General features: G+C 46.1%; 20 protein-coding genes. 10 read left to right on the forward strand and 10 right to left on the reverse strand.

The features are described from left to right. Window positions 1-10: 10 nt before the first annotated feature. The 6 genes from J4N37_RS05745 to J4N37_RS05770 form a co-directional block, all read right to left on the reverse strand. Complete coding sequence (locus J4N37_RS05745; protein WP_252041889.1) at window positions 11-970, reverse strand: ABC transporter permease; 960 nt, start codon at window positions 968-970, stop codon at window positions 11-13. A gap of 3 nt (window positions 971-973) precedes the next feature. Continuing rightward, complete coding sequence (locus tag J4N37_RS05750; RefSeq protein WP_002162592.1) at window positions 974-1,972, reverse strand: ABC transporter permease; 999 nt, start codon at window positions 1,970-1,972, stop codon at window positions 974-976. Beyond that, window positions 1,965-3,458 (reverse strand): sugar ABC transporter ATP-binding protein, encoded by a 1,494-nt coding sequence (locus tag J4N37_RS05755; RefSeq protein WP_252041890.1) that lies wholly within the window; start codon window positions 3,456-3,458, stop codon window positions 1,965-1,967. Before J4N37_RS05755 ends, J4N37_RS05750 begins: the two co-directional genes overlap by 8 nt. A gap of 62 nt (window positions 3,459-3,520) precedes the next feature. Then, entirely contained in the window at window positions 3,521-4,495 is a 975-nt protein-coding gene (locus J4N37_RS05760; RefSeq protein ID WP_252041891.1) for an autoinducer 2 ABC transporter substrate-binding protein, read from the reverse strand. Between the two features lie 518 nt (window positions 4,496-5,013). Further along, window positions 5,014-6,030 (reverse strand): DUF2955 domain-containing protein, encoded by a 1,017-nt coding sequence (locus tag J4N37_RS05765; RefSeq protein WP_010447438.1) that lies wholly within the window; start codon window positions 6,028-6,030, stop codon window positions 5,014-5,016. A gap of 9 nt (window positions 6,031-6,039) precedes the next feature. Then, window positions 6,040-7,104 (reverse strand): HlyD family secretion protein, encoded by a 1,065-nt coding sequence (locus J4N37_RS05770; RefSeq protein WP_010447439.1) that lies wholly within the window; start codon window positions 7,102-7,104, stop codon window positions 6,040-6,042. 114 nt (window positions 7,105-7,218) lie between these two features. On the opposite strand from J4N37_RS05770, the gene J4N37_RS05775 reads away from it, so the two are divergent. Further along, window positions 7,219-8,079 carry a LysR family transcriptional regulator gene (locus J4N37_RS05775; protein ID WP_252041892.1) on the forward strand — a complete coding sequence of 287 codons (861 nt, stop codon included), beginning with the start codon at window positions 7,219-7,221 and terminating at the stop codon, window positions 8,077-8,079. A 123-nt stretch (window positions 8,080-8,202) separates the two neighbouring features. Then, complete coding sequence (locus tag J4N37_RS05780) at window positions 8,203-8,745, forward strand: hydrolase (protein WP_252041894.1); 543 nt, start codon at window positions 8,203-8,205, stop codon at window positions 8,743-8,745. Window positions 8,746-8,764: 19 nt separating this feature from the next. Here the strand turns inward: J4N37_RS05780 and J4N37_RS05785 are convergent, their stop codons facing one another. After that, window positions 8,765-9,661 carry a 1-aminocyclopropane-1-carboxylate deaminase/D-cysteine desulfhydrase gene (locus J4N37_RS05785; protein ID WP_252041895.1) on the reverse strand — a complete coding sequence of 299 codons (897 nt, stop codon included), beginning with the start codon at window positions 9,659-9,661 and terminating at the stop codon, window positions 8,765-8,767. A gap of 254 nt (window positions 9,662-9,915) precedes the next feature. Here J4N37_RS05785 and J4N37_RS05790 point away from each other — a divergent pair, with 254 nt between their 5' ends. Continuing rightward, on the forward strand, window positions 9,916-11,154 hold the full coding sequence (locus J4N37_RS05790; RefSeq protein WP_045387865.1) for a leucine-rich repeat-containing protein kinase family protein: 1,239 nt from the start codon (window positions 9,916-9,918) through the stop codon (window positions 11,152-11,154). Window positions 11,155-11,292: 138 nt separating this feature from the next. Here the strand turns inward: J4N37_RS05790 and J4N37_RS05795 are convergent, their stop codons facing one another. Together J4N37_RS05795 and J4N37_RS05800 are read right to left on the reverse strand one after the other, a co-directional pair. Next, entirely contained in the window at window positions 11,293-12,570 is a 1,278-nt protein-coding gene (locus tag J4N37_RS05795; protein ID WP_045387861.1) for a sensor histidine kinase, read from the reverse strand. Then, window positions 12,567-13,244 (reverse strand): response regulator transcription factor, encoded by a 678-nt coding sequence (locus J4N37_RS05800; protein WP_010447445.1) that lies wholly within the window; start codon window positions 13,242-13,244, stop codon window positions 12,567-12,569. The genes J4N37_RS05795 and J4N37_RS05800 overlap by 4 nt, the downstream gene beginning before the upstream one ends. Window positions 13,245-13,397: 153 nt before the next feature. On the opposite strand from J4N37_RS05800, the gene J4N37_RS05805 reads away from it, so the two are divergent. The 7 genes from J4N37_RS05805 to J4N37_RS05835 all read left to right on the forward strand — a co-directional run bounded on the left by J4N37_RS05805 (window position 13,398) and on the right by J4N37_RS05835 (window position 20,757). Continuing rightward, a complete protein-coding gene (locus tag J4N37_RS05805; protein WP_171358730.1) occupies window positions 13,398-14,438 on the forward strand; it encodes a glycosyltransferase family 2 protein in 1,041 nt (346 codons plus the stop codon). Window positions 14,439-14,440: 2 nt separating this feature from the next. Continuing rightward, window positions 14,441-15,859 carry an ArnT family glycosyltransferase gene (locus J4N37_RS05810; RefSeq protein ID WP_252041896.1) on the forward strand — a complete coding sequence of 473 codons (1,419 nt, stop codon included), beginning with the start codon at window positions 14,441-14,443 and terminating at the stop codon, window positions 15,857-15,859. Continuing rightward, entirely contained in the window at window positions 15,852-16,238 is a 387-nt protein-coding gene (locus tag J4N37_RS05815; protein WP_171358728.1) for a GtrA family protein, read from the forward strand. The genes J4N37_RS05810 and J4N37_RS05815 overlap by 8 nt, the downstream gene beginning before the upstream one ends. 596 nt (window positions 16,239-16,834) lie before the next feature. Continuing rightward, the gene (locus tag J4N37_RS05820) at window positions 16,835-17,503 is read left to right on the forward strand and encodes a helix-turn-helix transcriptional regulator (protein WP_010447450.1); all 669 of its coding nucleotides are present in this window, start codon (window positions 16,835-16,837) and stop codon (window positions 17,501-17,503) included. Between the two features lie 24 nt (window positions 17,504-17,527). Next, the gene (locus J4N37_RS05825; RefSeq protein ID WP_071236150.1) at window positions 17,528-17,911 is read left to right on the forward strand and encodes a RidA family protein; all 384 of its coding nucleotides are present in this window, start codon (window positions 17,528-17,530) and stop codon (window positions 17,909-17,911) included. Between the two features lie 40 nt (window positions 17,912-17,951). After that, a complete protein-coding gene (locus J4N37_RS05830; protein ID WP_010447454.1) occupies window positions 17,952-19,358 on the forward strand; it encodes a cation:dicarboxylate symporter family transporter in 1,407 nt (468 codons plus the stop codon). Window positions 19,359-19,434: 76 nt separating this feature from the next. Then, the gene (locus J4N37_RS05835) at window positions 19,435-20,757 is read left to right on the forward strand and encodes a CoA-disulfide reductase (RefSeq protein ID WP_252041897.1); all 1,323 of its coding nucleotides are present in this window, start codon (window positions 19,435-19,437) and stop codon (window positions 20,755-20,757) included. Between the two features lie 85 nt (window positions 20,758-20,842). Here the strand turns inward: J4N37_RS05835 and J4N37_RS05840 are convergent, their stop codons facing one another. Further along, window positions 20,843-23,227 carry a YgiQ family radical SAM protein gene (locus J4N37_RS05840; RefSeq protein ID WP_071236149.1) on the reverse strand — a complete coding sequence of 795 codons (2,385 nt, stop codon included), beginning with the start codon at window positions 23,225-23,227 and terminating at the stop codon, window positions 20,843-20,845. Between the last annotated feature and the right edge of the window lie 51 nt (window positions 23,228-23,278).

Genomic DNA, 23,278 nt, shown 5'->3' on the forward strand with positions numbered 1-23,278 from the left:
TACTGCTCCGTTAAGCCTTATTTTTTTGTAAGAAGATAAATAAGATCAAGATGCCGCCCCATAGCGCCATAGTGAGATAGCTGCTCACTCCCAGCAAATTAAAGCCACTTTCTAATGTTTGTAATACGATAAGTGCAAGACCAATTCCGATAATGCGTCCAAAACCACCGTCTGGGTTAATTCCCCCCAGTACTGAAGCGAGAATAGCCGTCAAAAGATAGGATTCTCCGTAGCCAGCCTTCGCGGAGTTGAATTTTGCCATCATCACAATGGCTGCGACCCAGCAAAGCACAGAAGAGATGACATAAACGTACAAGGTCGCTTTTTGTGTGTTGATACCAGAGAAACGAGTGGCTTTTTCATTGGACCCCATCAGGTAGATGGTTCGACCTAAACTGGTGTGTTCCAATAGTGCCCATAAGCCGATTGCAAAACCAACGAACAAGATCAGCGGCATAGGTACACCAAAGATAGAGCCGTTGCCGAGTACCAAAAGGATTTCGGGGAAACCAGAGATAACACTACCGCCAGAGATCAACACGTTCAGACCGTTAATCAGGGTCATTGTCCCTAAGGTTGCGAGTATTGGTGAAACGCCAACGTACGCGATCAATGCACCATTGAGCAAGCCGATAACCGTAGCGGTAATGAGGCCTCCGAAAAGCGCCAAGACAAGCATTGTTGAGCTATCAGGTGCTTGAGTAATGATGCTCGCCATTACCAAACCACACGCGTTGGTTGTTGCAATGATCGACAGGTTGATACCACCAGTCAGCATGCACACGGCCATTGCCAGTGCCAGTAGACCGAGCAGTGGCATTTGTGATGACATCGATTGTAAGTTATCAATGGAGAAGAACGCTTGCCCACTTGAGAACGCCATGACGGCGAGAATGCCAACTAAAATCACCAGTAAGTAACGAATGTTCTTGTCTGTCGGTAGCTTTAAACTATTTAGCACTTGTTCCATGGTTTATGCCTCTTGTAGCGCTTGTTTTTTCTCATTGATTGCCGTCATGCTGATGCTGCAAACAATGATTAAGCCAGTTACGACCGTGTGCCAATATGAAGGTACACCGAGCAACGTCAGGCCGTTCTTAGCAACGGCGAGCAAGATCACCCCAAGGACCACGCCAAACAGCGTACCTTTGCCTCCTGTCATACTCGTGCCACCAAGTACAACTGCAGCCAGTACCGTAAGCTCAAACCCCATAAGAGAGTTTGGAGCGACTGATTGGGTAATTTGGGTTTGAACCACTGAAGCAATGCCTGCAAGTGCCCCCATGTAGCCATAAACGAACAGATTAATACCAAAGAGGTTAATACCAATACGACTCGCCGCGTCTGCATTGCCGCCTACCGCATAAATCTGACGACCTAAGCGGGTCTTAGACATCAGGAATGAGGTGAGGGCAATCATTGCAACTAAGGTTAAGATTGGCAGTGACAAACCGTAGTCATAGCCGTCGCTACCGGTAAACGTGAACAGCTCAATACCATCCATAAACCAGTCAGGAAAACCGTACAACCATTCGCCGTTACTAAAGTAAATCAGTAAGCCAAAGAACACGTTCAATGTTGAAATGGTAATGATGATCGCTGGCACCTTGAGTTTGTATACTAGTGTGGCGTTGATCATGCCAAGTAACACACCCACAACGGTTGCAATAGCAAACGCAATCATGAAGTTACCACCAATCGTCAAAATGTACGTTGCGGTGATGTACTGCGCAATCGCAGCGGTCGCTGGGAATGAGATGTCGATGCCTCCAGCGATAAGCACGACAAACAAACCACAAGCCATGATGCCTAGCAATGCAGAGCTGACTGACATATCAAAGATGTTTCCAAGAGTGAGGAAATCTTCAGAGGTAAAAGTCAGCACTGCGACAATCAACACAATCATCAATGAGAGGTAGAATTCATGACGCTTGGTGAATGAAGATAAGGAACAACGAAACTGGTTAAGCATCGACTGCCTCCATGATTTGTTGCTCGGTAGAGTGAGCGGGTTGGAAGTCATGAGTAAAACGTCCTTCTTTCATCACAATCACGCGGTGACTGTTGTAGAACACTTCTGGGATTTCATCGCTGACCATGATGATTGCCATTCCTTTTGCGGCAAGGTCTTTTGCGATGGTGTAGATTGCTTCTTTGTTGGCAACGTCAACACCCACGGTCGGAGAGTCAAGGATGAGCACTTCTGGCTCAGCGGCTATCCATTTTGCGATAGAGATACGCTGCGCATTACCACCGGATAAACTGGTTACTGGGAGTTTTGGGTCCGCGACTTTGATGGACAATGAAGAAATCAATCTATCGACGAGCTTGTTTGCCTTTAGATGGTCAAGAAAACCTGAGGGCTTCTTCAGTCTGTGCATGACTGAGGCGGTAATGTTGTCTTGAATCGCTTGTTCCATCACCAACCCAGTCGACATGCGGTCTTCAGAGACATAACCGATGCCTTGAGAAATCGCGTCACGGTTAGATTTGAATGTAGTCGGTTGGCCGTTTATGCGGATAACGCCGCTGTCTGGTTGAGTCATGCCGAACAGTGCCATGCACAATTCGGTTCGGCCTGCGCCAAGTAAGCCGGTGATGGAGACGATCTCTCCCGCGCGAACTTGAAATGAAACATCGTCAAACTGGCCACGTTTTGACAGCTTTTCGACTTCAAGTTTGATGGCACCTTGCTGGTGGTAATCGGCAAGAGGAGTGAATTCGAATCGTTGTCCGGTCATTAGAAAAGCCAATTCGTCACTGTCTACTTCATCAGCTTGATAGGTCCCGATGGTGCGGCCATCACGAATGACAGTGATTCGGTCGGAGATCTCCATTACTTCATCAAGCTTGTGGCTCACAAATACCACTGTGACGCCTTTGGATTTAAGGTCTGCGACCACTTCGATGAGGTGATTCACTTCGGTGCGAGTGAGTGAGGCGGTTGGCTCATCCATGATCATTAATTTGGCATCAGATGCCATGGCTCGGCAAATGGCGACGAGTTGACATTCGGCAATTGAAAGCTGCTCAACGCGTTTATCCAGTGGTAATTTGACACCTACTTTTGCCATTGCTTGAGTTGCAATGCTCTGGATACGCTTTTGTTGCACCAGCCCTTTTGTCCATTCAACATGATCCTGAATGGCAATATTCTCTGCGATAGTCAAGTTTGGGAATAGGGATAAGTCTTGATAGATAACTTGAATGCCGTGTTCAATTGATTGCTGTGGAGTGAGTCGAGAGTAGCGTTTGCCCGCTAATGTGATTTCAGCGCCTTTCTCTGGTGCGTGAACGCCAGATATCACTTTAAATAATGTGCTTTTCCCACAGCCATTTTTGCCGGCTAAGCAGTGCACCTCACCCTGATTGAATGTTAGGTTTATCCCATCCAATGCCTTCACGGAACCAAAGTGCTTGGATACTTGCTTGAGGGTAATAAAAGGAGTTCCAGACATGATCATTTCCAATATGGGAGGGCGGCGTTGCACCGCCCAATTTAGAACAGAGTTTGTTTAGCTTAGAAACCAAGCTGACGTGCGTTGGTTTTATCCACTTCTAGAATCTTGTTAAACTTGATCACGCGGTTTTGCGTATCGATTTCTGCATCACCCAGCCCTTGGACATTGACCCCTTGTGATACGTCTTTGCCTTCGAGCATTTGCTTAGCAACGGCAACCATGGCGTAGCCTGCATCTGCTGGGTTCCACAAGAAGCCTTTATCAATCTCGCCACGAGCTAAGTACGGAGCAGCTTGGCTTGGCATCATAATACCCACGACGCTGATTTTGTCTTTTGCGCGTTTTTTCTTAATGGCTTCACCTGCGCCGATGCCACCTAATGAGCCGTAAGAAACGATGCCTGCCATATCTGGGTGTGCTTTCATCAGGTCATTCGTTGCGGCATAAGATTGATCGATGCTTTCAGCAACTGGCATACGGCTAGTGACTTCATACATGTCTGGGTAGGTTTTCTTTTGGTAATCGATCGCTAGATTTGCCCAGTTGTTATGCAGTGGCACTGTTAATGAGCCAACATAAACCGCGTAACCACCTTGCTTGTCCATATTTTTTGCAAGCTCATCCATGGTTGCTTTCGCGTAGGCTTGGTTATCAATCGTTTCGATATCCCAATCCGCGCCATGTCCATCTGGTGACTCATGGGTTAATACGATAATCCCTTTCTCACGAGCTTTTTTAAATACTGGCTCCAATACAGTTACATCATTCGGCACCACAGTAATTGCATCAACACCTTTGGCAATTAAGTCTTCAATAATTTTAACTTGTTGCGCTGGATCTGGAGTGGAAGGACCAAGCTGGCGAGCTGTCACGCCGAAATCCGTAGCTGCTTGCTCGATCCCTTTATTCATTTGGTTAAACCAAGGAATGCCAGACACTTTAACTACGTTTACGATTTCATAATCTTTAGCTTGAACGCCTGCAGCAGCAAGGGCTAGCGTTAAAGCTGCCGCTGTTAGTAAGACCTTTTTCATCTTCATCAATCCTTTATTCGTTATGTGTAGGGTAAGTTGAATCGATGAGGTGATCTTAAGGTGTATTTCAATAGAAGATTGAGCACCAGAGATTGAAGTGTGATTTACACACGTTAATGAAAAATTCTATAGCGATTTGTGTTAATAAATTGTGATCGTGAAAGTGTGACGTAATTTAAGGATCAGTTTTTGCCATTGTGGTTATCAAAAACATAACAATTAGATCGTATTGTTTACATATTTATTGAGTTTTGAAAATGCAGGCAGATGGTGACGAGTAGAACTGGCTCTTAATGAGAGATTAATTGATAAATAGTGACGTTCAATCACAATAAATAGCAATCAAACAGTTTGTTACATGGCTTGCAGGTGATGGTCATCACCTGCGTTCATGATAAGAAAAAGAGAGAACGCAGGCAGTTTGTAATTATATAACGAATAATAGTGCGCAGTTTTCACAAGCGGCTACTGACGTAAACCGTCCAGAACCAGAACCAGGTTCGGTTCACCATGCACAACTACATTTCCACATGTTGAATCTCTGGGTGCTTCAATAACATCACTCGAATCCAGTGGTGTACGACCCACATCACCATGGCAGTGAGCAACACCGCAATGAAGATAGAGCTAAAGCGGTACAAGATGGAAAAGAACGCGTCTTTTTGCTCGGGTACTAACGATGTTGTTAGTGGCACGGATAGAGCAGACATGGCCGAGAATGCAATGGCGGCTTTGGCTTGCCCCTTGGTGAGCCACAGACAAAATGGTCCCATCGCGATGGTAAATGCTAGCCAGAACAACAACCCGTGCCCAAACCAACTGCCCAAAATTAATTGTACTGTCATACCCGCAATACAGCCTAGTGCGGTGCCGATGATGCGTATCTTTGCCATTGCCAGTGAGCCAGCCAGTGTCATTGGCGTTAGGATAATGAGTATCGAAGCTTGTGCAGAGAGTGAGTCGTACAAATCACCCACTTGGAACACCACAAACGCTGCCATAGCGACGACCCAACCCATTGCAACTTGGCTAATGTAGTCAATATCGCTTTTCACTGGCGTGGTCATTTCTGTTTGCAGGATCTTTGATTCAGGCTCTGGGAACAGCCAGTAGGCAAGGGCGCAAACAAAGATATTGCTGAATGAGATCACCCAAAGGTTGACGTTGAACTCTTCAATATCCATGAAATCGTAGCTTGCAAAGTTAAGTACGATAGAGCCGACCAGCAATCCCATATAACCAAACAAGTAGGTTTTCTGGTTCATCATTGCAATGCATTTGAACATCATCATGATGCCAACAGCAGCAAACATCAGGGTGGGATGAAATTGCAGGTATTCAAGAACAAAGGTGGCTTGAACCGTTGTCCAAACCGCAGAGAACAGCACCATCAATACTAAGGGCAGACTGAAGTGATCCATGCGGCCAAGCACGAACAGTGGCAGCATGACGGCAAAGAAACCGTATGACCAACCAAAGATCATGCTCAATGCCAACCCCATTGAGCAGCCGAACCAAATACGTAAGGTTTTCATCGTAGCCGCCTAGTAGATAAAGTGGAACCAGCTAGCAAGATAGATTTGTACTTGTGCCATCAGCGCCCAGAACGGGCTGTTGTCTGGATAAAGCACAATGGTGGCACGAGAACCAACGAACAGAGAGGAAGGCAGTGCTTCTTCACTGGTTAGGTTCACGCGAGTGCGCTGTGCATCTCGTACCCAACGGTTGTTTACTTCGACTTTGGTTAGCGCGCCATTGGGTGTTTGTTGTGCTGCTGCGACACCGTAATCTCGGCTGGACAGATCGAAGTCGTAGACTGAGCCTGGATTAGCATCAAACGCGACCATTGCGTGATAGCTGTTATTGACGTTGGCAACCGATTTCTCGCGGAAATCAGCCGCCACCCACATTGAACCTGTTGGTACGAATGTCAGTAGTGGCATGTTAGTGTTTGCCATGGTTCCCACTTCCAACTGCAGGTTAGTCACAACACCGTCACTTGGTGCAAGTACTGAGGTATTTGCAAGATCGAGCTGTGCTTTCTCGATACCATTTTTAGCAATGCGCACAGCGGTGCTTTGGCCTTTTTTATCGCCAAGTTGGGCTTCAATCACTTTCAGGTTTTGCTGCTCAGCCTTTAGGGCTGCACGCGATACTTGGTTTTGTGCGTAGGCGTTGTCTAAGTTCGATTGTGAAATGACTTTCTGTTGAGACAGCTTCTGCAGACGGGAGTATTCACGGTGTGCGTTATTGTAGGTCGCTTCTGCTCGTGCAATGTTCGCCAATGCTGCTTCACGTTGTGAGTAGAGGGTGGCTTCTTTTTCGTAAGCCGATTGCAGTGACAACTCCGCTTGCTCTAGAGCAATTTTGTATTTGCGGTCATCGATTTTGAATAGCACATCGCCTTTGTGAACCGACTGGTTGTTGTCGATAAGCACGTCGGTCACTTTGCCAGAGACCTCTGGCGCGACTTGCACCACATAACCTTGAACTCGCCCTTCGGTGGTGATTGGCGCGTGACGGTCAGCAATGATGATGTAGAAAAAGAGTACAATGAACAGGACAATAAGTGTTCGCATCCAGTGTTTGAATTTATGATCCGCTGTCATAAGAGATACCTGAATTTATGGCGCTAACAAGCAAATAAGACAGGCGATTATAGAGAAGTTGGTCACAGTTCAGTAGAATGACATTAAGTGCATGAATGACCTAAAAGTAGGACAATGAACGTAAGTTTCGATGATCTTCACCTGTTTAGCCAAACCGTTGTACACGGAGGCATCAGTGCTGCCGCAGACGCTAACCAATTACAGCGCTCCAAAGTGAGCCGCAGACTACAGGAGTTGGAAAAAGCGCTAGGCTGCCAATTGCTGATTAGAACCACGCGAACCATTGAGTTGACCGAGCACGGCAAGCGTCTGTTTGAGCTGGTGGGGCAACCCATTGAGCACATTCAGCAAGGTTTGAATGTGATGCACGAATATCAACAAGAACTGACGGGGAAAGTACGGGTTGCTATTCCTTCTGCGTTGATGAGCTCGGCGGCGTTCAATTGGATCATCAACGAATACACCACGCGCTACCCGGAGATGTCGGTGGAGATTGAAAACCATCAAGAGAGTGTCGATCTCAAGCGCCAAGCATTCGACCTTCAGCTTCTTCCGAGCGTTGCAAAAGTCTCGGATGACAGTTATGTTCAGTTCAGTTTATTGCCGTATCGTAGTCATTTCGTGGCATCCCAAGCCTATCTTGATGCACATCCGCCGCTGAAAAACATGGATGACTTAAAACATCATCGGTTGTTGACCAATAGATACAACGCAGATTTATTGGATCCAGAATTACACGTGGCGGTTAGGTCAGATGATTTGAACTTGCTGCGTCTAATGGCGATTGCAGGAAACGGCATCGCATTCATACCTCAAGTGCATTCAAAGCCTGCCTTGGAGGACGGGCAGTTGGTCGAAGTGTTGCCAGAGTTTACTCATCCTAAACAGCATCTGACTCTGATTTATCCATCTAACCTGTTTTTACCAAACAAGGTTAAAGCCTTGATTGAGCTGTTTAGAGAAAAATTTCAATAGGAATAGCGTGAGCGGGCAATAACTTTGCGAATTTGCTCATCTGATTGTTTGGTAGTTCTGGTAGATTTATCTTAATCAAACGCTTGAATATGTTGATTCTCAAGCGACTCATAGGAGATGAGAATGTTATCGAAAAATGCCACGGGTCTGATTATTGTCGATGTACAAGGTAAGTTGGCAACGCTCATGCATGAAAGCGAAGCGCTGATTGAAAGCACCACCAAACTAGTCAAAGGAGCGAAAGCACTCAACTTACCTATCGTTTGGCTAGAGCAAAACCCAGAGCGCTTGGGGCCAACGGTAGAGCCAATTCGTGAAGTGTTGGCGAAAGATCATCTGCCGATCGCCAAGTACACGTTTGATGGTTGCAAAGAGCCGACATTCAAACTCGCTGTAGAAAATGCCAAAGTCGATACGTGGTTGGTTTGTGGCATCGAGGCACATATTTGCGTGTATCAAACTGCGGTCTCGCTGCGGCAGATGGGTTACCGAGTGGAACTTGTGACTGATTGTGTTTCTTCCCGAACACCAGCTAACAAAGCGCTGGCGCTAGCCAAACTGACCGCCAATGGTGTTGGTTTAACTGGTGTGGAAATGTGCTTGTATGAAATGGTTGAAGATTGCCGCGTGCCAGAATTTAAATCAATCCTAACACTCATTAAGTAACCAGATTCCGCTACAGCATTTATTCGAATTCTCGTTGATATCTTGGCAACATGGACTCGTTGCCAAGTAATCCACCTTGATGGATATAGATGAGAGTTTTGTCTTTATTTTCTGCCAACCACGGCTGTAAACACTGCCACATGTAAGGGTCATAAAGCAGGTCAAACTCAAGGTTAGTTTGGTCGTGCAACGCGTTCCATGTTTCGTAATCGCTTTGGTATAAACGGCCGAAGTGGTGCTTATCGCGTACGGATAAAATGGTCGGATGGTTATCCGTTTCCAAAGTATTGAATTGTTCAGTCAGGTATTGTGCGTCACCTACGCAAGCACAGGTTACTACGTCTATTCCGTGTGGTTTTAAATGCTTACTCAAATAGAGTGCGGTTGTGCCTGTTCCGGATGGTAAGGCGATGACAAACTGTTTACTGCCTTCAAAGCGCGTCCACTCAAGGATTTCCATCGCTAGCTGTTTCACACCCGGTTCGGCAATGGAAGCTCGTCCACCTTCTGGTACCACAAGGGTGGTTTCGTCCACACCACGCACTTGTTCAATATACTCCAGAGGGTGAAGCTCAGAGCCAATGTTTTGCATTGCGGTGATGGTCATTCCCAGATCAAGTGCGCCACGATAGTTACCAATCGGCGCGTCTTGGAGCCAAGAAGGAATGTGCTGAACGTAGAACTCGAAGTTCCAGCCTTTGATTTGTGCCAGTGCAGCAAGGGAATACATCGCATTGGATTGGGCTGAACCATAACTGATAAGCGTTTTGATATCGCTATTCTGCGTTTCCATCAACGCCATAAACTTACGTGCTTTATTCCCAGAAAAGTGAGAGTGCAGCATGTCATCACGCTTTAGGAAAAAGGTATGACCGTTAAAGCTGTGTTGAGTTATCGGGCTTTCAGAGAGTTTCATGCTACTGCTGACGTGTCCAACCACGTGACCTTGCCGTAAAAAGGGCGCGTAGTGTAACGCCATTAAACTCAGATAAAAAGTCCGTGTTTCAATACAACCTTTTCGATTATTCCTGATGGTCATGGGAGTCTTAAAAGGTTTCATATCCAACAAGGTTTGCAGCTTAAATGAACCAAGCGGTATCACGACTCGCGTTTCTTCTTCAAGCCACGTAAACTACGCCGCTTATTTTCATTCAATCAGAAGGCTTGGTTTTGCAGACTCTAGAACAATTACAAACAGGACAATTAGTAGGAATCAAACAACTGAAGTTGGCGGAAGGGCTAACTGAGTTTCCGATGGAAATTTTAGAGCTTGCAGAAACGCTTGAAGTATTGGATTTATCCGGCAACGCACTGTCAGATTTACCTCCAGAATTGGAACAACTGACCAAGCTGAAAATCATCTTTGCTTCGAATAACCAGTTCACCCATTTGCCAGAGGTTCTGGGCAAGCTACCAAACCTTGAGATGGTTGGGTTTAAAACCAATAAGATCAAAATGGTGAGTGAAGCCTCGCTGCCAAGCCAGTTACGTTGGTTGATTCTGACGGATAACGAGATTGAAGTTCTCCCAAACAGCCTTGGTGAAAGACCGCGCCTAAGAAAGCTGGCATTGGCGGGGAACCGCATCAAGCAACTGCCAAATAGCATGGAAAACTTGGTCAATTTGGAATTGATTCGTTTATCTGCGAACCAGTTAGAGCAGTTCCCGGACGTATTGATGAAGCTGCCTAAGCTGGCGTGGTTTGCGTTCGCAGGTAACCCATTCTGCAAACATCTATCTTCTCTAGACAGTGTGCCGAAAGTGACGACAAACAGTTACTCGCTTAACCATGTTCTCGGCCAAGGAGCGAGTGGCGTGATTTCTCATGCTAACTGGACTGACACTCAATACGACTTCCCGAGTGAAGTGGCGGTGAAAGTGTTCAAGGGCGAAGTGACAAGTGACGGTTACCCACATGATGAACTTGAAGCGTGTCTGCAAGCGGGACATCACAACAACTTGGTGAAATCCATCGCTCAAGTGGATGACGGTAATGAGTTAGCGTTGGTGATGGAGCTGATTCCAAACAGTTACTACAACTTAGGTTTGCCGCCAACTTTGGAAACCTGCACACGAGACACCTTCCCAAAAGGGTTTACCTTAACCGTCGAGCAAGTAAATGCCATTGTTGAACAGATGGTGGATGTGTTTAATCACTTGCATGACAACAAGGTATGTCACGGTGATTTGTATGCACACAATACCTTGGTGAATGAACAAGGTGAGATGATCTTCGGTGATTTTGGTGCGGCGAGCATTTACGGCTATTTATCTGAAGAGCAACAAACTGCGATTAGAACCATTGAATCCAGAGCGTTGACGTACTTTATCGAAGACTTGTTTTCTGTGTGTGAAGAGTCGGCGCCTACGTCACAAGCATTCAAACGATTAGCAGCGCTCATCGCATAGGGTGTCAATTAAGCGAATCAGAAAGAGGTATCAGATTGCCTGTGTTGATACTAAGCAAGTAAGATACCTCTCTGATTGACTCTTTTTCTTAGCAAGTTACGCCTAAGCAATTCGCGTTACTTAGGGTGGAGCTATGATCTACTCTTTATACTCTGACGCGAGATCAATCAGTGCTTCACATCCACCCTCTGGATGTGTGCCAATCTTAAATTGCCAGCCATAACGTTGGCATAAGTCATCCACAATCATCAAGCCCAAGCCATGACCATCAGAATGAGGAATACTTGAGAAGCCTTCCCCTTCGTCACGGACCGAGATGGTGTTTTTATCCATGCCTATGTGAATCGACCCTGATGGTGTTGCCGCAATACCGTTGCGAATTAGGTTGCCAAGAATAATAGTGAGCACCGCTTTGGTGGCTCGCGTTGTTGGATTACCGTTTACCTGAACATCAAATTTGAGCGCTTTTTCATCCGCTTGAGCTTGGCTTTGGGAGATGATTTGGCTGAGTTCCTCTTCGGTAATGCTTCGCATAGGAGAGTCATCTGCATTGCGCTCGTATCGCACTAAACCGAGTAGGGCGTCCACCATAGTTGACATCTGCTGCGTGGCATCCTGAATTCGATTCACTTGGCGTGTTTGGAAATCTGTATTTGCACTTCTTGCCAATAAGCTGCTTGAACCTTTCATTACCGTTAGAGGAGTACGAAGCTCGTGACTCGCATATCGAGCAAACGCTTGTTCACGCTTGATGGTTTTATTAATTTCACTTCGGTATTCGTTTAGGTGCGAAGCCAGTTTCTGGAATTCTTGTGCTGATCCGGCTGGAACTGAAAAAATCTGCGTTGGGTCACCATGATGTTGATCCAACTGGCTTTTCAATGAATTTACAGGCTCAATTAGGCTTTGAGATAGTCGCAATAAGAGACTGCCAAACAAAAAAATGAGGACCGCAACGACACTGAGTACTAAAGCGACGACGAAGATAAATTCATCGTAGGTGATTTCAATTTCATCAATGAGCGAAATGAGGATGACTGGGTACTCAACACCATTATGTGTATAAGTACTCATGTAGACCATACGTGAGGATATTTCGTCACCCACTTCATCGAGAAACTGTTTTTTTCCTACTAAGTATTCTTGATATTCGGTTGGAACTAACTCTATATCGTTGTACGCGGTGGTTAGCAGGTCGAGTTTAATGATCCCTTCATCAGGATAGAGTTGAAAGTGCTCTATGGCCTCTTTTTTGTCTATCATGATGCGACGCTCACCGACACGATCTTCAGACCATAGTAGTGACGCTGTAACTAATAGGAAGCAAAATATACCGATGACGATTGAAACCAAAGAGAAAAACAGAGCTAACCGCCCAGTCATGCTCTGTGTGTTGTCAAGCAGTCGGCGTATCATTCACCACTCTCCAATCTAAAGCCGACTTTCGGTATTGTCTTTAACAGATGTGACTCGAACGGTTTATCGAGTTGATTCCTCAGCTGGTAAATATGGCTGCGTAATACATCATTATTGGGCTCATTTTCTTGCCACAAGCTAAATGCAATATCCTCACGCGTAACGATATCCGGGGCACTCTTTACCAGCATTTCTAAGATGGTGTATGTGGTTGGATTGAGCGCCAGTAACTTGTCTTGTCTGTAAGCTTTTCGTGTTTTTTGGTCGATCGACACTTCACCGTACTCGAGTTTGGCTGAAGCCACAGTCCCACGATAACGACGGATGAGTGCTTCCATTCGAGCTTCTAAGATATCCAAGTCAAATGGTTTGGTTAGGTAGTCGTCTGCGCCATGCTGGAAGCCTTTAAGCATATCGTCACGGCTATCAAGTGCGGTCAGCATCAATACTGGGGTATTGTTGCCAGCATCTCTAAGTTTGTTGCATACCGTTAAGCCGTCCATTCGTGGAAGCATCAAATCGAGCAAAATAATGTCGAAGCTGTTTTCCATAGCAAGTTTCAATCCCAACTCACCATTATCTGCATAATCGAGATCCATTCCTGCACACTCGAAATAATCGAAAAGCATGCCGGCAATTTCTCGATTATCTTCGACTAAAAGTACGCGTTTCATGTATTGCTCTCCATTTTTTGCAGATTTTAGAAAATCGCTTTCTGTTTTAACCGAACATTATGCACTAAGGGCGTGAAAAAGATGTCGACAACAACTCTTTCACATTGCAACAAGTAGATTAGTGCAACTAAAAGATTCCAGTGGAAGAGTAGCATGTCGACTTTAAACATTCACGCCGCAACCTTTTCAAAGGTCAATCAAGACTCTGAGCTTAAACCGGTTTTGTCTGTCATTGTGCCTTTTTACAATGAACAGGAAGTCCTTCCTGAGTTTCATCGCCGCCTAACTGATGTATTAGATGCTATGCCAGAGCATTGCGAAATTATCTACGTTGATGATGGTAGCCAAGATAGCAGTTTGATGATCGCGCAAAACTTTTCTCAATCCTCTAGCGTGGTTCGTTGTATTGCTCTTAGCCGTAATTTTGGAAAGGAATCTGCCATGAGTGCAGGCCTAGAGCATTGTAAAGGTGAGGCTGTCATAGTGATCGACGCCGACCTGCAGGATCCGCCAGATTTGATTCCTAAGATGGTGTCTAAATGGCGTGAAGGCTATGACGTGGTGAACATGCAACGCAGTGAGCGTCATGGTGAGACGTGGTTTAAACGTTTCTCTGCGGCTTGCTTCTACAAACTCCTAAACAGTATGGCGAAGCTCGATGTACCGGAGAACGTAGGTGATTTCCGTCTGTTGAGTGCAAAAGTGGTAAAACACATCAACGCCTTACCGGAGCGTAACCGTTACATGAAAGGTATTTTCTCTTGGCCTGGTTTCAAGCAAGTCACGGTTCAGTTTGAACGCGATGCTCGACATTGCGGAGAAACTAAGTGGAACTATCTCAAGCTAATCGGGCTTGCTATGGATGGCATCACGTCCTTTTCAATCCGTCCTCTTCGTTTGGCGACGTTGGCGGGTGCTTTAGTTGCGTTTAGTGCATTTCTTTACGGTGCTTTCATAGTGATGAAAACCGTTGTATTCGGTGAGCCCGTCACCGGTTATCCATCCATGATGGTGGTTCAACTCGCATTGGGTGGCGTTCAACTTCTGTCTATTGGCCTCTTGGGCGAATACATCGGGCGTATTTTCGTCGAGACCAAGCAACGTCCTCTCTATCTTGTTCAGTCTGTTTACGAGCAGCCAGCAAAACATCAATCCATCCAATCTCTGAAATTTAAATTGGGAGAAACCGCGTAATCATGAGTATTAATAAAACCCACCTGTGGTTGTTATTGGCGTTTGCTCTTTTACTCCGTCTTATTTCACTAGCTACTTATCCTTTAATGGACACCACGGAAGCCCGTTATGGAGAAATGGCACGCTTAATGGTGGAAACTGGGAATTGGTTAACCCCGCAATTTGACTACGGTGTGCCTTTCTGGGGTAAGCCACCTTTATTTACTTGGATGAGTGCATACGGTATTGAGCTGTTTGGCTTGAATGAGTTTGCTGTGCGCGCGCCCCATTGGTTAGCAGGTGTAGTGACAATCGGCCTTATTGCATTTATGGCGCATCGAGCAGGTTTCAGTGCTCTGATCGCTTCTCTCGTCTTGGCGACTTGTGGCATTTTTTCTATCGCAGCGGGAGCGGTCATGACTGACATGGCTCTTACCCTTGCGATGACAATAGCTATGATAGGTTTCTATTACTGCTGGCTTGGAAAAGATAAGTACAGCCGACTTTGGGGCTATTTAGGCTTCTTTGGTTTAGCGTGCGGTCTGCTAGCTAAGGGACCAGTGGCGATTGTGATCATGGGTATCGCTGTATTCCCGTGGCTTATCATCCAACATGGTTTTGTGGGGGCTTTCAAAACGTTGTGGCAGCGTTTCCCAATTGTTTCCGGATTGGCACTGATGCTAGCAATTGCATTGCCATGGTACATCATGGCAGAGATGGCGACCCCTGGCTTTATTGATTACTTTATAGTTGGTGAACACTTTAAACGCTTTGTGGTAAGTGGTTGGGAAGGGGACTTATATGGCTCTGCCCACGACCAACCTCGCGGTATGATTTGGTTATTCTGGCTACAATCAGCTGCGCCATGGTCTATCGTTTTACCCGTTTTAGCTTTGAAGCGTAGAAAAGCACTGAAGGAGATCGAAACCGATCATCAGGGTTTATTTACCTTTTTGCTTTGTTGGCTAATTTCCCCAATGATTTTGTTTACGATGGCAGGCAACATCTTACCTGCATATGTGCTTCCAGGAGTTCCCGCGCTTGGGTTAATCATCGCGATGCTAGTCGACAAGCAAGACCTTAAGTGGCTTTCTGGGACTGCAACTGTTCTGCCGGTTCTTCTGATGATCGCGATGCTAGTTCTGAATCTTGGTAAGGCGGATAGCCGCAGCGATCGTGTGATCTTAGAGCAGGTAAAAGATGACGTTCCTGTCTTCTACGTTGGCAAGCGTCCATTCTCTGGACAGTTTTATAGCCAAGGCCAAGCGAAACAACTCGAAGATCTTGCCGTTCTAGAATCATTACCTCGTTACCATTTAGTTGGTAAAGATCATGAAGTTGATGTTCTCATCAAGAATAAATCATTAAGTTGCATGAACGAGTTTACTGCCAATTCTAAGCGCTCCCTATATAGCTGTATTACTAGTGAAGCGAATGGCTAAATTTGCTCGGTTTGCTTTTGTCGGTGGTGTTGGCTTTGTGGTCGACACCCTTATCTTTGCGTTGCTATTCCATTTTATTGGCTTGGAGCTAATGATTGCCCGTAGTATTGCCTTTTTGTTTGCGGCCACCACAACCTGGCTTGGTAATCGCTGGCTTACATTTTCCCAGTCCAGCAAAGCCAATCCTTTACGCCAATGGCAAAAGTTTATGATGAGTGCTTGTGTCAGTGCTCTACCAAATTTCATTGTTTTCAAAGGCGTCACTTTATTCTTAGGAACTCAAGGTTTCATGGTGTACGTTGCATTAGTTTTGGGAATACTGACAGGCATGGTGAGCAACTATTTTTTGAGCTCAAAGTGGGTATTTCGCCAGGAGTGAGGTATCAGCACATTCTCAGTTCTGTCTGGAATTAATCAAGCGACTTATTCTCATCACAGTTCAAGCTTTCTTATTCTCTCTTTTACTGAGTTATCGATAAACCGAGTGCGTAGTGCACTCGTTTTTTTGTCTATTCTCTTCCGTTTTTTTCTTTAATTTGCGTCTTTTTGAAATTTGCTACGTCCTACAAGTATGAATTGGGATTGATTCAATGATGCTTGGTGATGGTTTATGCACATTTAATGATCTGATGAATGCTTTAATTGGCTGGATTTTATAAATCAAATGGTGCTTCTTAGGAGTCATTACCGTATGGAGTGTTTACTGTATTTTAGAACTTGCTCTAGATCATTAAAGTGTTCAAAATTGCAATCTTTGATTTTAAATATTTAAACTTTGATGTGGTTTAAGAAATTAAACCTGACTCATATGTTTTTGGTGATCTTGTTCAACTATTGCGCGTGATTTCGATCAATTCTTCGATTTTTGTTGGTGTTTTAGACGTAAATTGATGGTTTACAGAAGTTTACTCTGTATTGCTCAACTAACCCGAAAGAAGTAATTTACAGTCATTGAGTTCAAAAATGTAAACCAAGATGAAGAGTGTAAAGCAAGTACGATTCACCGATGAAGATAGAGAATGTTTAAGCAACTACTTTCGTTTGGCAGACACGATTGCCGATTTGATCGGACCGTACTGTGAAGTGGTTATTCATTCATTTGAAAGCTTAGAAAATTCAGTCGTGAAGATCGTGAATGGTCATCATACCGGCCGCGAAATTGGCTCGCCAATCACCGATTTGGGTCTACGTATGTGGAGCACATTCGAGAAAACGGGCGAGGTCTCTCCGAAGAGTTATTTCACCAATGCAGCCGATGGCTCGCTACTGAAATCGACCACTTGCATTTTGGCTGGTCCAGAGCAAAAGCCGATAGGAATGCTGTGCATCAACATGAACTTATCTTTCCCATTCCCTGAAATCGTTAAAACACTGATGCCGCAATGCAATGTATCGCAAACCCTAGTCAGCGAAACGTTCAGCAACAACGCGAATGATGTCATCAAACAAGCGTTGAGTGCAGCGACGCAAGAAGTGGATCAAGACGAGACGATTTCAGCAAAAGGTCGTAACAAAGCCATCATTCGCTGCCTGTTTGATAACGGCGTATTCGAGCTTAAAGAGACGACAACACAAGTATCAGAGCAACTTGGGATCAGCCGTCAGGCGGTTTACAAGTTTATCCGTGAATTTAAATCAGAATAAAATTAATAACTTAGGAGTTACATTGTGAAACAGATCATTGCCACTGAACAAGCACCAGCAGCTATCGGCCCTTACTCTCAAGGTACAGCTTATGGCGAAATGGTTTACACATCAGGCCAACTACCACTGGTTCCAGAAACCATGCAGTTTGTTGAAGGCGGCATCAAAGAGCAAGCTCGTCAGTCTCTAGAGAACTTAAAAGCGGTTCTAGAAGCAAGCGGTGCGGGCCTAGACACAGTATTGAAGACAACATGCTTCCTATCAGATATGGAAAACTTCGCCGCATTTAACGAAGTGTACACAGAAGTATTTGGTACAGAAAACGCACCAGCTCGCTCTTGTGTTGAAGCAGCAAGACTACCAAAAGACGCATTGGTTGAAGTTGAAGCCATTGCATACAAAAAGTAACCGATTTTCGGACATAAATGGGTATCAATAGGAGATTCTCATGAGCGTTTCATTTATTGGATTGAGCATCCTGTTCTTTGGGTTCTACGCATTACTTGCGAACTTCAAAAAACAAAAGAAAAGCTTTAACTTCCGCGTACTGAGTGCGCTTGCTGCTGGCCTGTTATTCGGCGGTGCGATTCAGCTTGTATTCGGTGTAGGCAACGTTGCAACGGCAGGTTTTGCTGAACTGATTTCTGTGTTCGGTAAAGGTTACATCAAGCTTCTACAAATGATCGTAATCCCGCTAGTATTTGTGGCGATGATCTCTTCGATCATGAACGTAGAAGGCGGTGGTGCACTATCGCGCATCGCACCAAAAATCATCGGTATTCTACTTTTCACTTGTGCTATCTCAGCGGCAGTGGGCATCGCAAGTATTTACCTATTCGGTATCGATGCTAACGCGCTAGTCAGTACTATCGGCACTAACAGCGCTATCGAAGCACGTGGTGACTCTCTGATTGCAACACAAGATGCGATGGCGAGCAGCGGTCTGTCAGGTATGGCGCTGTCTATCATCCCAACCAACATCTTTGACATGCTAACGGGCTCTCAACGTACGTCGACGCTATCAACGGTATTGTTCGGTATGTTCCTTGGCTACTGTATCCTGCAAGTGAAAAACCGTAAGCCAGAGAAAGTGCAAAACTTCGTTGATTTCATCAACTCTGCAAAAGAAGTCGTACTTTCAATGGTACGTGAGATTCTGAAGCTGACGCCTTACGGTGTATTCGCTCTGATGACCACGTTCATGATGACAAACGATTTGTTCGCACTAGCAGAAATGGGGCGCTTCCTACTAGCAAGCTACGTGGCAATCGGTGTAATGTTCGCTATCCACTTCGTGATGGTGTCAATGTTCGGTCTGTCTCCTGCGAAGTTCATGAAGAAAATCTGGCCAGTGCTCGTATTTGGCTTCGGTTCTCGCTCAAGCATGGCGGCAATCCCACTAAACGTTGAAACTCAAACTCAACGTCTAGGTGTGGACGAAGAAACAGCAAACATGTCAGCAACGTTCGGTACCAGTATCGGTCAGAACGGCTGTGCAGGTATCTACCCAGCAATGCTCGCTATCATGGCGGCTCAAGTAATGGGTATGCCAGTTGACCTAGGCTTCATCCTACAACTGATTGCTGTCATCGCAATTGCTTCATTCGGTATCGCAGGTGTTGGTGGCGGTGCAACGTTCGCGGCGGTAGCGGTGCTGACTATCATGGGTCTAGACATTACGGTTGTGGCGATTCTGGTTTCTATCGAAGCACTTATCGACATGGCTCGTACCGCGCTTAACATCTCTGGCTCAATGTTGTCAGGTGTACTAACCGCGAAGAAGAATGGCTCACTAAACACTGAGCAATACAACGCTGATGTTGCTGCAACAGTAACAAAAGAAGCAGCAGTGTAATTTCCAAACTTAATAAAGAGCACCCAACGCGGGTGCTCTCCGTTTTTCCTGAGTTCAGGTTATTTAGGTAATAAATATGAAAGTTGTTGTCGTAGGCGGTAGTGCTGCAGGTATGAGTTTCGCAGCGAAATACAAACGTAATCAGCCATCAGATGAAGTGATTGTGCTAGATAAGCGCGATTACATCTCGTTCGGTGCGTGTGGCTTACCTTACTTTGCTGGTGGCATGTTTGATGACACTGAACGCATGATTTCTCGTACGCCAGAACAAGCGATTAAATCGGGTTTAGACGTGCGCATTGAAACTGAAATGGTGGCACTAGACCGCACTGAAAAGCAGATTAAAGTCCGTCACCAAGGTGAAGAAAGCACCATCGATTACGATATGTTGGTGATTGCCACGGGCGCGCGTCCAATCGTGCCATCGTTTGGCGAGTTCAACCCAGAACACGTATACACGCTAACCAGCATGGAAGATGGCTTGGCGGTAAAAGAAGCGCTTAAGGACAGCAACAAACAACGCGTTTGCGTTATCGGCGGCGGCTTTATCGGCCTTGAAGTGTTCGATGCTGCGCACCTACTAGGCAAACACGTCACCATTATTGAGCGTGAACAACACGTGATGAGCCGTCAGTTCAGCCCTGAGATGATTGAAGTGGTAGAAGGCGCGATTCGTGAATCTGGCGCTGAGCTAAAAACCAGTTGCAGCGTATCAGCCATTCGCGACGCAGAGCAAGGCGGTTACATCGTAGAAACCGACAACGGCAATGTGGAAGCAGACGTTGTGATCATGTCACTTGGCTTTAAACCAAACACAGAAGCGTTCGAGTTACCAAAAGCCGCGAACGGCGCACTACTAGTCGATGAGTTTGGCGCAACAGAAGATGCACACATCTACGCAGCTGGCGACTGTGCAGTGGTTCACCACATGGCGCTAGGAAAATCAGTGTATGTTCCACTTGCAACCACTGCTAACAAACAAGCGCGCATGATGGCGGATAAACTTGCAGGCAAAGACACTTACATGAGTGGTTTCTTGGGCTCGTCTTGCTTGAAAGTGCTGGACTACGAACTGGCATGCACAGGCGTATCAGAACTTCTAGCCAAAGAACACGGTTTGGAAGTGAAGGTTTCAACCATTTCAGATAAGAACCAAACCGACTACTACCCAGGTCAAGAAGACATTAAAGTGAAGCTGGTTTATCACCCAGAAACCAATGTATTGCTTGGTGGCGAAATCGTTGGTAAGAAAGGCGCAGTAGGCAGAATCAACGCACTTGCTGTTGCCATCACCGCGAAGATGACAACACAGCAACTAGGCTACATGGACTTCTGCTACGCACCACCATTCGCACGTACTTGGGATGCACTGAACGTTGCAGGTAACGTAGCGAAATAATTTAGCTATCCAGGTTCATTCAGACAAAACAAAAGGGCTCCAGAGTTATCTCTGGAGCCCTTTTTAGTATTCAAGTCATATTGAATTAACGGCGTTTCGGTTTGCGTTGACCAGCCGGTTTGCCTTGTCCTTGAGGACGACCTTGACCTTGTGAACCTGCGCCGTTTGAACGGTTTTGGTTGTTACCGCCTGGTCGAGAGCTCGAGTTAGGACGTTGACCATTTGCGCCACCATTACCGCGGTTTTGGTTTCCACGACCTTGGCCGTTTTGACCGCCTTGCGTTTTACCTGAACCGTTGCGGTTGCCAGATGGTTTGCCATCACGCGAGCCACCTTCAGAACGTTTGTTCAAGTGACCACCAAAGCCTGGTTGGTTCTTGGTGTGTTTAGTTGCGAAACGGTTTGCACCGTGACGACCAGACTTACGACGTTGTGCTGGTGTTTGCGCATCAATGTCTTCTGCTGGAACCAGACAGTTCGGCTTATCACCAATCAGGTGCTTCTTGCCCATGTTGATCAGCGCTTCACGGATCATTGGCCAGTTATCTGGATCGTGGTAGCGAAGTAGCGCTTTATGTAGACGACGTTGACGTTCACCTTTTGCTACTGGTACATCTTCACGTTGTTTGTACTTCACGCGTTTCAGAGGGTTTGTCTCTGAGTAGTACATTGACGTTGCGTTACACATCGGCGATGGGTAGAAGTTCTGTACTTGGTCACACTCGAAGTTGTTTTTCTTCAACCACAGCGCCAAGTTCAGCATGTCTTCGTCTTCGGTACCTGGGTGTGCTGAGATGAAGTAAGGGATCAGGTATTGCTTCTTACCCGCTTCCGCGCTGTACTTCTCAAACATCTCTTTAAAGCGGTCGTAAGTGCCCATGCCCGGTTTCATCATCAGGTCCAGTGGACCTTTCTCGGTATGCTCTGGAGCAATCTTCAGGTAACCGCCTACGTGGTGAGTTACAAGCTCTTTCACGTACTCTGGTGATTCAATCGCTAGGTCGTAACGTACGCCTGATGCGATCATGACTTTCTTCACGCCTTCCACTTTACGCGCGGCACGGTAAAGATCGATGGTGTGTTTGTGGTCCGTGTTTAGTTTGTTACAGATACCTGGGAACACACAAGAAGGGCGACGACAGTTTGCTTCTGCTTTCGGATCGCTACAGCCAAGACGGTACATGTTTGCTGTAGGGCCACCCAAGTCAGAGATTGTACCGGTAAAGCCAGGTACTTTGTCGCGGATCTCTTCCAGCTCATTGATGATTGAGTCTTGTGAGCGGTTTTGAATGATGCGGCCTTCGTGCTCGGTAATCGAACAGAAAGAACAGCCACCAAAACAGCCACGCATGATGTTAACCGAGGTCTTAATCATGTCGTAAGCAGGAATTTTTGCTTTGCCGTACATTGGGTGGGGAACACGTGCGTACGATAGGCCGAACACGTAGTCCATCTCTTCTGTGCTTAGCGGGATCGGAGCTTGGTTTACCCAAAGCTCACGGTCACCATGACGCTGAATCAGTGCGCGGCCAGAGTATGGGTTGGTTTCCAAGTGCATCACACGGCTCGCGTGCGCATAAAGAATACGGTCGTTGTTGAGTTTTTCAAAATGAGGCAGGCGGACAGCGGTCGTTGCTGCATCGTGACGCGATGGACGAATCGTGATCGGCTGTGCGACGGGCTCATCTTTTTTGGTATCGCACTGAGTTTCCACTTCGTAAGGGTTCTTAGGTACGAACGCTTCTTTACGAGGTTTCTCAATGCGAGAAGAATCGATAATGGTGTAGCCTTCTGGCTCTGCCGCAAGGTTTACCGCAGTACCGCGAATGTTGGTCATGGTCGAAATGTCTTCGCCATCGGCAAGACGGTGCGCGACTTCCACTAGGGCACGTTCTGCGTTACCAAAAAGAAGGATGTCCGCTTTTGCATCGAACAGAACAGAGCGGCGAACTTTATCAGACCAGTAATCGTAGTGAGCCACACGTCGCAAACTTGCTTCGATACCACCAAGAACGATAGGTGTGCCTTTATAGGCTTCACGACAACGCTGTGAATACACCAAGGTTGCACGATCAGGACGTTTACCGCCTTCGTTGTTTGGCGTGTACGCATCATCGTGACGAAGCTTTTTATCCGCCGTGTAACGGTTGATCATCGAGTCCATGTTACCCGCGGTGATCCCGAAGAACAGATTTGGCTTACCAAGCTGCATGAAAGCATCTTTGTTGTTCCATTCTGGTTGAGCAATGATACCAACACGGAAGCCTTGTGCTTCTAGAAGACGACCAATGATTGCCATACCAAAGCTCGGGTGGTCCACGTATGCGTCACCCGTGACAATGATAATGTCACAACTATCCCATCCTAGGGCGTCCATTTCTTTGCGGCTGGTCGGCAAGAAAGGTGCCGTACCAAAACACTCAGCCCAGTATTTTTTGTACTCATGAATAGGAGTAATGTCGTTGGTCATATTTTGCTCTCTGTTCCAGGGAGCGCGAATTATAGCGATTTGATGATCAGG

The sequence above is a fragment of the Vibrio sp. SCSIO 43153 genome, assembly GCF_023716625.1.
Classification (GTDB): domain Bacteria; phylum Pseudomonadota; class Gammaproteobacteria; order Enterobacterales; family Vibrionaceae; genus Vibrio; species Vibrio rotiferianus.